This window comes from Bartonella sp. TP (assembly GCF_030406085.1).
GTDB lineage: Bacteria > Pseudomonadota > Alphaproteobacteria > Rhizobiales > Rhizobiaceae > CALTWN01.
On record NZ_CP129002.1, the window covers coordinates 1,010,897 to 1,023,471 of the forward strand.

General features: G+C 38.8%; 5 protein-coding genes. 3 read left to right on the top strand and 2 right to left on the bottom strand.

Annotation, left to right across the window (positions count from 1 at the left end):
* Positions 1–76: 76 nt before the first annotated feature.
* The gene (gene rpoB / locus QVL57_RS04990) at positions 77–4,213 is read left to right on the top strand and encodes a DNA-directed RNA polymerase subunit beta (RefSeq protein WP_290076210.1); all 4,137 of its coding nucleotides are present in this window, start codon (positions 77–79) and stop codon (positions 4,211–4,213) included.
* A 44-nt stretch (positions 4,214–4,257) separates the two neighbouring features.
* Positions 4,258–8,460, top strand: a complete 4,203-nt coding sequence (gene rpoC, locus QVL57_RS04995; protein ID WP_290076212.1) for a DNA-directed RNA polymerase subunit beta' — start codon at positions 4,258–4,260, stop codon at positions 8,458–8,460.
* A 102-nt stretch (positions 8,461–8,562) separates the two neighbouring features.
* On the opposite strand, the gene QVL57_RS05000 is transcribed toward rpoC, so the two are convergent.
* A complete protein-coding gene (locus tag QVL57_RS05000) occupies positions 8,563–9,477 on the bottom strand; it encodes a heparan-alpha-glucosaminide N-acetyltransferase (RefSeq protein WP_290076213.1) in 915 nt (304 codons plus the stop codon).
* Between the two features lie 78 nt (positions 9,478–9,555).
* Between QVL57_RS05000 and QVL57_RS05005 the strand changes: the two genes are divergently transcribed.
* Positions 9,556–10,956, top strand: a complete 1,401-nt coding sequence (locus QVL57_RS05005; protein ID WP_290076215.1) for an L-serine ammonia-lyase — start codon at positions 9,556–9,558, stop codon at positions 10,954–10,956.
* A gap of 315 nt (positions 10,957–11,271) precedes the next feature.
* Here the strand turns inward: QVL57_RS05005 and QVL57_RS05010 are convergent, their stop codons facing one another.
* Entirely contained in the window at positions 11,272–12,510 is a 1,239-nt protein-coding gene (locus QVL57_RS05010; protein WP_290076216.1) for a D-alanyl-D-alanine carboxypeptidase, read from the bottom strand.
* Positions 12,511–12,575: the final 65 nt, after the last annotated feature.

Consider the following 12,575-nt stretch of genomic DNA (forward strand, 5'->3'; position numbering starts at 1 on the left):
TCAATTTATTTTTTATAGTCTTTAGCTTATAATATAAATTTTGTTAATATTAATAAATCAAAATCGAGGGGCAGGCATGGCGTATAGCCTATCATTTCATGGTCGCGAACGTATCCGTAAAATTTTTGGTAAAATTCCTGAAGTAGCTAAGATGCCGAATCTTATTGAGATTCAAAAAACGTCTTATGAAAAATTTTTGATGATGCACGAGCCTGAAACAGCTAGGCCGGATGAGGGTTTACAATCCGTTTTGAGCTCTATTTTTCCTGTAGAAGATTTTTCTGGGACGGCTCGCTTGGAATTTGTTAAATATGCATTTGATAAGCCAAAATATGATGTTGAAGAGTGTCAGCAGCGCGATTTAACTTACGCTGCTCCGCTTCGTGTTACCTTGCGTTTGATAGTTTTTGATGTAGAGGATGATGTTAAGTCGCGTTCTATTAAAGATATTAAGGAGCAGGACGTTTATCTTGGCGATATGCCTCTTATGACGGAGAAGGGCACTTTCATTGTTAATGGTACTGAGCGTGTTATTGTATCTCAGATGCATAGGTCGCCTGGTGTTTTCTTTGATCATGATAAAGGGAAAACTCATGGTTCTGGTAAGGTTTTGTTTGCCTCGCGTGTTATACCGTATCGTGGATCTTGGCTGGATATAGAATTTGATCCCAAGGATCTTATTTATGTTCGGATTGATCGTCGTCGTAAACTTCCTGTTACTACCTTGCTTATGGCTTTGGGCATGGACGCACAAGAGATTTTTTCTGTATTTTATAAGGTTGTTACGTTTTCTTATTCTAAAGGGCAATGGGTTATGCCCTATGTTGCTAATAAATTTAAGGGCACCAAGCTTACTTATGATCTAATTAATGCAAAAACAGGTGAAGTTGTTGCTTCCGTGGGAGAAAAATTAACAGCTCGTATGGCAAAGCAGTTAGCTGAAAATGGTTTAGGCTCTATAATAGTGCCAGCAGAAGAACTTTATGGTGCTTATCTTTCTGAGGATTTAGTTAATGCAAAAACGGGTGAGATTTATTTAGAGGCTGGTGAAGAGTTAGATGCAAAAATTGTCGATTCATTGCATGAGCTTGGAATAAAAAAAGTTAATGTTTTAGATATCGATCATGTTAATGTTGGTGCTTATTTACGTAATACATTAGTTGCAGATAAAAACTCTTCATATCAAGAAGCTTTGTTTGATATTTATCGTGTTATGCGTCCAGGCGAGCCTCCTACGCTAGAGGGCGCTGAGCTTCTGTTTCGGTCATTATTTTTTGACCCTGAAAGGTATGATCTTTCGGCGGTAGGTCGTGTTAAAATGAATATGCGCTTAGGCTTAGAATGTCCAGATGATGTTCGAACGTTGCGCAAAGAAGATATTATTGCAGTTTTGCAAACGCTTATAGCTCTTCGTGATGGAGAAGGCTTAGTAGATGATATTGACAATTTGGGAAATAGGCGCGTTCGCTCGGTTGGTGAGTTGATAGAAAATCAATATCGTCTTGGTTTGGTGCGTATGGAACGTGCAATTAAAGAACGGATGTCTTCGGTAGAAATTGACACTGTTATGCCGCAAGATCTAGTTAATGCAAAGCCTTCTACTGCAGCGATTAGAGAGTTTTTTGGTTCTTCTCAGCTTTCACAGTTTATGGATCAAACAAATCCTCTTTCGGAAATTACGCATAAAAGGCGTGTTTCTGCTTTGGGGCCAGGTGGATTAACTAGAGATAGAGCTGGATTTGAAGTACGCGATGTGCATCCGACGCATTATGGCCGCATATGTCCTATTGAGACGCCGGAGGGACCAAATATAGGCTTGATTAATTCATTAGCAACTTTTGCTAGAGTTAATAAATATGGCTTTATAGAAAGTCCTTATCGTAAGATTATTAATGGCAAGGTTACTAATGAAGTTGTGTATCTTTCTGCAATGCAAGAGGCAAAATATTATATAGCTCAGGCTAATTCTACAATTGCGGAAGATAATTCTTTGTCTGATGATTTTGTAGTTTGTCGACATGCAGGTGAAGTTTTGATGTCTCCACGGGAGAATATTGATCTTATGGATGTATCCCCGAAACAAGTTGTGTCTGCAGCGGCGGCGCTTATTCCGTTTTTGGAAAATGATGATGCAAACCGTGCTCTTATGGGGTCCAATATGCAACGGCAGGCCGTGCCACTTTTGCGTTCGGAGGCGCCGTTTGTGGGTACAGGTATGGAAGCTATTGTGGCTAAGGATTCTGGCGCAGCTATCTCTGCGAAGCGAGATGGTGTAGTTGATATGGTTGATGCAAATAGAATAGTTATTAGAGCAACAGAGGCTGTTGATCTATCGCATTCTTTAGTGGATATTTATCGTTTGCAAAAATTTCAACGCTCAAATCAGTCTACCTGTATAAATCAAAAGCCTATTGTTAAAGTTGGTGATATTGTTAAAAAGGGCGATATTATTGCTGATGGTCCTTCCACCGATTTGGGTGATTTAGCATTGGGGCGGAACGTTTTAGTAGCCTTTATGCCATGGAATGGTTACAATTATGAAGATTCTATATTGTTATCCGAAAAAATTGTGGCTGATGATGTCTTCACTTCTATACATATAGAAGAATTTGAGGTTGTGGCTAGAGACACGAAGCTTGGTGCAGAAGAAATTACTCGTGATATACCTAATGTTTCTGAGGAAGCTTTGCGCAATTTGGATGAAGCTGGTATAGTGCATGTAGGGGCTGAAGTTCATCCTGGAGATATCTTAGTTGGCAAGATTACTCCAAAGGGCGAAAGTCCTATGACGCCAGAAGAAAAATTGCTGCGTGCCATTTTTGGTGAAAAAGCTTCTGATGTCCGTGATACTTCTATGCGTATGCCTCCCGGAAACTTTGGAACAGTTGTAGAAGTGCGCGTTTTTAATAGACACGGCGTTGAAAAAGATGAGCGTGCATTGGCTTTAGAGCATCAACAAATAGAAACCTTGGTTAAAGATCGTGATGATGAACGAGCAATTTTGGATAGGAACATCTATAAGCAACTTTATGATATGATCCTTAACAAAAAAGCTATTAAAGGACCTGCTGGTTTTAAGGAGGGCTCTAAGCTGACGAGCAGTTTGCTACAGAGTATACCAAGGTCCCAATGGTGGCTGTTTGCTTTTGAACAAGAAAAATTTCAAGGTGAAATTGAGGCTATACGCAAGCAATATGATGAATCTAAGTCATTATTGACGCAGCGTTTCGAGGATAAGGTTGAGAAAATTCGCAAGGGTGATGATATGCTGCCTGGTGTTATGAAAATGGTAAAAGTTTTCGTAGCGGTTAAGCGAAAAATTCAACCTGGTGATAAAATGGCTGGCCGCCACGGTAATAAGGGGGTAGTTTCTCGCATTTTACCCGTGGAGGATATGCCTTATCTTGAGGATGGTACGCACGCTGATATAGTTCTAAATCCTTTAGGTGTGCCTAGTCGTATGAATGTGGGGCAAATTTTGGAAACACATTTGGGCTGGGCTTGTAAGGGTTTAGGAAAGCAAATCGATGTTTTGCTTAGTCAGTATCGCGTCTCTAATAGCATTGACGAGTTGCGCTCAAAACTCACACATATTTTGCCTGAAAATGGACGTAATGTAGCTGTTGATGAATATGATGATGATTCAATTGTTCGTTTAGCAGAACAAATGAAGGACGGCGTTTCTATTGCAACTCCGGTTTTTGACGGAGCTCATGAAGCAGATATTAATGATATGCTTAGTGAGGCGGGGTTAAATACATCCGGGCAGGTAACTTTATACGATGGTCGTACAGGCGAAGCATTTGATAGACCCGTAACCGTTGGTTATATTTATATGTTGAAATTACACCATCTTGTGGATGATAAAATTCATGCTCGCTCCATTGGACCTTATTCGCTTGTGACACAGCAGCCATTGGGCGGTAAAGCGCAATTTGGTGGCCAACGATTTGGTGAAATGGAAGTATGGGCTTTAGAAGCTTATGGGGCTGCTTATACTTTGCAGGAAATGTTAACGGTAAAGTCTGATGATGTAGCCGGAAGAACTAAGGTTTATGAAGCTATAGTTCGTGGCGACGATACTTTTGAGACAGGAATTCCTGAAAGCTTTAATGTTTTGGTAAAAGAGATGCGCTCTCTTGGCTTAAATGTTGAATTGGATGATATAAATAAACTAACATTGCAACAGCAAATAATAGAGGATAATAGCTAAGTGCTATTTTACTACGTTTTACTTAACATGATTAGGAGATAAGCATGAGTCAAGAAGTTATGAATCTTTTTAATTCGAACTCTTCCGTGCCCACATTTGATTCTATAAAAATTTCCATAGCCAGTCCTGAAAAGATACGCTCATGGTCTTTTGGTGAAATAAAAAAGCCAGAAACTATTAATTATAGAACCTTTAAGCCAGAGCGTGATGGGCTTTTTTGCGCGCGTATTTTTGGTCCTGTGAAGGACTATGAGTGTTTGTGTGGCAAATATAAGCGTATGAAATATAAAGGGGTTATTTGTGAAAAATGTGGTGTTGAGGTTACTCTAGCCAAAGTTCGACGTGATAGGATGGGGCATATTGAGTTAGCCGCTCCAGTTGCCCATGTTTGGTTTTTGAAATCTTTACCAAGCCGTATTGCTACACTATTAGATATACCTCTTAAAGACATTGAAAGGGTATTATATTTTGAAAATTATATGGTGACTGAGCCTGGATTGACTGCTTTAAAAATGCATCAATTGCTTAGTGAGGATGAATATATAAAATGTGCTGCTGAGTATGGTAAAGACAGTTTTACAGCAATGATAGGCGCTGAAGCTGTTTATGAAATTTTGTCTACTTTAGATTTAGCTAATTTGGCTGAGCGGTTGCATGAAGAGCTAGCTGTTACTACCACTGAGCTTAAGCAAGCAAAATTAATGAAGCGCATAAAGCTCGTTGAAAATTTTATTGAATCTGGTAATAAGCCGGAGTGGATGGTTTTAAAGGTAGTACCAGTTATACCACCAGATTTAAGGCCTTTAGTTCCTCTGGATGGTGGCAGATTTGCTACTTCGGATTTAAATGATTTGTATCGCCGTGTTATAAATAGAAATAATCGCTTGAAACGTTTGTTGGAGCTAAGAGCTCCTGGCATTATTGTTCGCAACGAAAAACGTATGTTACAAGAGGCGGTTGATGCGTTGTTTGATAACGGGCGCAGAGGCAGAGTAATTACTGGTGCTAACAGGCGTCCGCTTAAATCTTTGGCTGATATGTTGAAGGGGAAGCAAGGGCGTTTTCGTCAGAATTTATTAGGTAAGCGTGTGGATTATTCCGGCCGCTCTGTTATTGTTACAGGGCCAGAACTTAAACTTCATCAATGCGGGTTGCCGAAAAAGATGGCGTTGGAATTGTTTAAGCCTTTTATCTATGCGCGACTTGATGCTAAGGGATATGCATCTACAGTAAAGCAAGCTAAAAAACTGGTAGAAAAAGAAAAGCCAGAAGTTTGGGATATATTAGATGAGGTTATCCGCGAGCATCCAGTATTGCTTAATAGAGCACCGACCCTGCACCGCTTAGGAATTCAAGCGTTTGAACCAATATTGATTGAGGGAAAAGCTATACATTTGCATCCCTTGGTTTGTACAGCATTTAATGCAGATTTTGACGGAGATCAGATGGCTGTTCATGTGCCATTATCGTTAGAAGCTCAGCTAGAAGCTCGTGTACTTATGATGTCGACTAATAATGTGCTGCATCCTGCTAACGGTGCTCCTGTTATTGTTCCTTCACAAGATATGGTGCTTGGCTTATATTATCTTTCTTTGTTATATGACAATGAGCCAGGTGAAGGTATGGTGTTTAGCGATATGGCTGAGTTGCAGCATGCGTTGGAAACTAAAGTAGTAACTTTGCATTCAAAGATAAAGGGTCGATATTTTAATTTAGATGAAAAAGGAAATATGAAATCTAAATTATATGAAACTTCCCCAGGTCGCTTGTTGATAAGTGAGCTTTTGCCAAAGAATGCTGATCTTTCTTTTGATATTGTAAATCAAGAAATGACTAAAAAGAACATTTCAAAAATGATTGATAAGGTTTACAGGCATTGCGGACAAAAGGAAGCTGTTATTTTTTGTGATCGAATCATGCAGTTGGGTTTTTCTCATGCTTGTCGTGCCGGTATATCTTTTGGTAAAGATGATATGGTTATACCTGCTATGAAATCAAAATTAGTGGAGGAAACCGAAAATTTAGCCAAAGAATATGAGCAGCAATATAATGATGGGTTAATTACCTATGGGGAAAAATATAATAAGGTTGTCGATGCTTGGGGTAAATGTACGGATAAAGTGGCAGATGAGATGATGCAGGCTATTCAGCATGTAGAGTTTGATAAAGCCACAGGCCGTCGTAAACAAATGAACTCTATATATATGATGTCTCATTCTGGCGCTCGTGGCTCTGCGAATCAAATGCGACAATTGGCTGGCATGCGGGGATTGATGGCTAAGCCTTCTGGCGAAATTATTGAAACTCCTATTATTTCGAATTTTAAAGAAGGTCTAACGGTTAATGAGTATTTTAACTCTACGCACGGTGCAAGAAAAGGGTTGGCCGATACAGCATTAAAAACTGCTAATTCTGGATATCTTACGCGTCGGTTAGTGGATGTTGCTCAAGATGCTATAATTTCGCAACTTGATTGTGGGACCGATAAAGGTTTAATGATGCAAGCTATAGTAGATTCTGGGCAAGTGGTGGCATCTTTGGGTCAGCGCATATTAGGTCGTACAGTGCTACATGATGTTTACCATCCTACAACTAAGGAAGTGATTGTTGAAGGTGGACGTATGCTAGAGGAATCGGATGTTTCTGCGATAGAAGCTGCTTCGATTCAATCTATATATATTAGATCGCCTTTGACATGTGAAACTCGTTTTGGTGTTTGCGCAAAATGTTATGGTCGTGATCTTGCTCGTGGCACAATAGTTAATCAGGGAGAGGCAGTTGGTGTGATTGCTGCGCAATCTATAGGAGAGCCAGGAACTCAGCTTACTATGCGTACATTTCACCTTGGAGGAACTGCTCAGGTAGTAGATACCTCTTATCTTGAGGCTTCTTACGATGGTTTGATTGAGATAAGAAACCGTAATGTTATTCGAAATTCTGACGGCATTTATGTTGTCATGGGTCGTAATATGGTGGTGGTCATTAAGGATGAGAGTGGTAAAGACCGTTTCTCACAGAGAATAAATTATGGCGCGCGACTTTTCGTTGATGATGGTGATGCGGTTCGGCAAGGGCAACGTCTGGCTGAGTGGGATCCATATGCTAGACCTATTATGACTGAAATAGATGGATATATTGGTTTTGAGGATTTGGTTCCTGGTGTATCAATTTCTGAAATTGCGGATGAAGCTACAGGTATAATTAAGCGTCAAATTATTGATTGGCGCTTAAATCCTAGGGGTAGCGATCTTAAGCCAGCTATTGTAGTAACTGACAAGGAAGGTAATATTTTAAAATTGCCTAAAGGTTCTGATGCGCGCTTCCCGCTGTCTGTTGATACGATACTTTCAGTTGAGCCAGAATCTTATGTGAATGCTGGGGATGTAATTGCCCGTAGTTCCTTAGAAAGTGCAAAAACGAAAGATATTACGGGAGGCTTGCCTCGGGTTGCCGAGTTATTTGAAGCTAGGCGGCCAAAGGATCATGCTATAATAGCTGAAATTGATGGGGTTATAAGATTCGGTAAGGATTATAAAAATAAACTTAGAATACTTATAGAACCTAGTGATAAAGCTCTGGAGCCTATTGAATATTTATTACCTAAAAATCGTGCTTTCCACTGGCAAGATGGTGACTACATAGAACGTGGCGATTACCTTCTAGATGGTAATCCAGCACCGCATGATATTTTGGCAATAAAAGGCGTTGAAGCATTGGCCTCTTATTTGGTAAATGAAATACAAGAAGTATATAGGTTACAGGGTGTGCTTATTAACGACAAGCACATAGAGGTTATTGTGCGGCAAATGTTGCAAAAAGTAGAAATTATAGATACAGGGGATTCTAGTTATATAATAGGGGATCATGTTGATCGGATAGAGCTTGAAGAAATAAATGAAAAATTGCTATCAGCGGGTAAAAAAATTGCAGTTGGTACGCCAGTTTTATTGGGTATTACTAAAGCTTCTTTACAGACGCCTTCGTTTATTTCTGCTGCTTCTTTCCAAGAGACTACTCGCGTGTTAACTGATGCTGCCGTAGCTGGCAAAATTGATGCTTTGCAAGGCCTAAAAGAAAATGTTATTGTTGGTAGATTGATTCCCGCAGGTACTGGTGGTGCTATGAGGCAAGTTCGTACTATTGCTTATAATAGAGATAAGACTATAGTCGATAGCTTTAAGGATGGTTCTGCTATTAATGATGAAGCATCTTTATTAACTGATTTTCGTAATGCGACTGCCGTTTAATTGATAATAATTTTTTAAGTAAAGGGCAGCGGCTCTGCAATATGCATGGGTGCTGCCTTTTTTTTAAAACCATGTTTAAAGTTTGGCATAAACGCGGCTGATTTATTGATTAAACTTACTTTTGCATAATTTTACAGCTTGTTCTATCGGAGATAGAGCTTGCGTGGTTTTTAATTTATTTTGCATGCATTTACAGTAGGTTGGACATATTTTTTGGTTATTATTTTCGCTGCATTTCGTTATGCAGTTTTGTATAAAATCGATTTTGTTCTGCATGTAAATCATATTTTTATTGAAATATAAGGCACCGAATAATATTGGTTGATGCACAAGATAGATAAGTAGGCTGTACTCACTTAATATTAGTATTATTTTTTTTCCAAGATAGCGTTTTTTTGGGTTATTGGTGCTGGTTAGATTGTTTTTCAAATATAGCTTAGCCACTGCACTACCTAGTACAGCAAAAGCTGACCAGGGAAAAATTGGAACAAAATCTACCGAAGATTTTACATTTTTCGCGAGTCCTAAATAGGGTAAGACGTTATTAGCTGGATTCGTATCTTGCAGCCTATAGCTGAGGATAATAATTGCTGCAGCTATCAAAAAATCTATTACAAAATTGGCTCGCAATAGGCAGGCTATGAGTAATGAAGATATAGCGATTTCATGTAATATGCCAAAATAAATAAAATCTTGTGGAAAAATTATATAAGTCATGTAACTTATGGCAAATGCTGCAGATAAAATTTTTCCCAATCGCCATAAAAATTTTTTAACGAAGTTATTTTTTTGCGATGAGATAACAATGCTAAATCCAGCAACAAATAGAAAACCTACTGCAATAGTATGCGCAAATACGCGACTTAAGTATGTTTGATGCGCAGTTTCATGTATTATCTGAAAATAAACTAGATCCCAATAAAAATGATAGCCAATCATGGCTAAAACAAGGCCAGCACGAATAAGATCTAACCAATATAGGCGATGGCAGTTGGTAGTTGATTTAGCTCTTATCATATTATTAGTTGCGCTTAAAAAATAATTCCTATATTATCATATATATTGTAGTCTAAAAATGTAAAGTTGGAGGTGTATATGTTCTTATCCGTTTTTGATCTTTTTAAGATAGGCATAGGCCCGTCTAGCTCTCATACTATGGGCCCTATGGTTGCATCTAATATGTTTTTGGATAAACTTAAAGCTTATGCTTTAGAAACAAATACTATTATTGTATCTGTGAAGGTTTCCTTACATGGTTCCTTAGCTTTTACTGGTAAGGGCCATGCTACAGACGTTGCTGTTATTTTGGGCTTATGCGGTGAACATCCCGCAACTATAGATTTGGATGCAAGCGCTGATCAATTGAAGAGAGTATACATTCAAAAAATTATTGAGCCAGACGGTTATAAAGCTTATAGATTTGATCCGACAAAAGATTTAATGTTTGATTACAAAAATGAATTACCAGGACATCCAAATGGGCTTCGCTTTGAAGGACTTACTGCTGAAGATGAAACAGTAATAACGCAGGTCTATTATTCCGTAGGCGGTGGATTTGTAGTTACAGAGGAAGAACTTTTAGAAACTGAAAATATAGACTCCAGTGCTGATATGGCAGAATCATTAAAGGTGCCTTATCCATTTGCTACAGCTGCGGAAATGCTAGAAATGGCTAATAGCAGTGGTTTAACAATTGCAGAAATGAAGCGTCTTAATGAACAGTGCTTTATGCCCGATACTGATTTAGATGATCGTTTAGATAAGATTTGGAAAACTATGGATGACTGTATTGAACGCGGCTTAAAGATGGACGGCGTATTGGAGGGCGGGTTGAACCTTAAGCGTAGAGCAAAAGTTTTAAAATCTCATCTCGATAATCGTTCAAAGAAAAAGCAAGGACCATTTAATGCCAGTGATTATTTATCGCTTTTTGCTATCGCAGTAAATGAAGAAAATGCAGCGGGAGGGCGCATAGTTACTGCCCCTACCAATGGTGCTGCTGGTGTAATTCCAGCTGTTATAAAATATTATATAAAATTTTATGCGCCTACTAAGATAGAATCTATACGAGAGTTTTTGTTGACTGCCGCTGCTATAGGCGGGTTGTTAAAACACAACGCTTCTATCTCTGGAGCTGAGGTTGGATGCCAAGGAGAAGTTGGCTCCGCTGCTGCTATGGCTGCTGCTGGGCTGGCTTGTGTACTAGGCGGTACTCCGCAGCAAATAGAAAACGCCGCAGAAATTGCTTTAGAGCACCATTTGGGCCTTACTTGTGATCCTGTAGGTGGATTAGTTCAGGTTCCATGCATTGAGCGCAACGCTATAGGTGCTGTTAAGGCTGTTGCGGCAACCTCGTTGGCTTTATTAGGAAATGGCGATCATTTTGTATCTTTAGATGCCTGCATTGCTACCATGAAGCAAACGGGCATGGATATGTCTACCAAATACAAAGAGACTAGCCAGGGCGGGTTGGCTGTTAATGTTATTAATTGTTAGCAGCTTTTTTTTGTAGCATCTTTATAGGGTAAGAATTTTTTGCCATACCGATTCGTAAATGAATTTTGGATACTGGGAATGCTCGTCTTTTATTTCTTTTTATTTGACAGCTTAATAAGGCAAATAAATCGTGAACTTTTAGTTTATTTATAGTTTTTTTGCGCTTGCTTAATTTTGCTATAGCATTCGCAAACGAGAGTGCTATTTTTTTATGCACTCTCGGCGAAGCTGGGCTGAGCTTTTTGTTATTATCTGGACGGTAAAACATAATTATATTAAAACAAAAGTTTATTAAAGAATGGTTATACGGTCAGCTTATTGGATTACATAACAATTAAATTTTTCTTTTTTTAATATTTGACATGCAGATAGCCCAGCATCTTGGCTAGAAAAATTGGTTATTCTTACACGGTAATATTTTCTTTTGTTTTTTGTTATGCTTGAAATTTGCTGCTTTGTGTTAGCAAATAAGTTTTTATGGTGCTTGATGGCCTTGCGATAAATAGCCTTAGCACTTGCTAAGCTCGTTGTGGCACCAATTTGAATAGCATAAGTATGATTGCTTTTTGCTGCGTCTGCAGATTCTTGTGACGCCTGCAAAGCGCTAACCAAGGCTAAAGGTTGGGCCTTTTTTAAACTTGGCGTTGGTATTTGCTCCGCAATTGCCAGCTGATTCTCTGATGATAATAACGTTTTAGCTTGTGGAACAAATTTATGGAGCAAAGTGGCCATTCTAGCATCTCTTAATAAGGGAGAACGAGCGCCCATTATTACGGCAACTACATTTTTTCCATGTGCATAGTAAGAAGTTGCTAAATTATAGCCAGACATTTGTGTATAGCCAGTTTTAATACCATCCACGCCTTGCATAGTTTTTATCAATTTGTTGTGTCCATGTATTATTTTGCCTTTTATACCAAAGCTGGTTATTTTAAATAAGTAATAAAATTTAGGAAAATGCCTACGTAAGCTAAGAGCTAACGTAGCTAAATCGCGCGCTGTAGTATAATTATTTATGTCTGGTAACCCGGATGCGTTATTAAAATGTGTGTTCATCATACCTAATTTATGAGCTTCAGAGGTCATCATTTCTGCGAAATTTTTTTCATCTCCACCTAGATATTCTGCAACTCCAACAGCTACATCATTGGCTGATTTAATGATAATAGCTTCTGCGGCGTCTTGTACCGTAATAGTTTGGCCGGGGGTAAATCCAATCTTTGTAGGTGGGCGGGTGGCCGCAAAATGCGAAATTGGGATAGGGGTATTTGGTGAAAGACGGCCAGCTTGTAAGGCGTTAAATAATAAGTAAAGCGTCATCATTTTAGTAAGTGAAGCTGGATAACGGCGTGCGTTCTCATTAGCAAAAAATAATGTTTTACCACTATTAGCATCTATAACTATTTCTGCATATCGGTCTGCGAAAGCGCTTTTTGGCGCTGCAGTGACGTAATTTATTAGAGGCAGAGTGAAAATTAGATATAGGCTTATTAATTTTCTTAGCTGCTTTGTAGGCTGATAGATTTTGCTTAGAAGATAGAGATTTAGCTGCATTGAAGTCATTACCGAGTTAAAAATTTTATAATATTTGCTTATTTAATATTCTATGTAGGTTACAG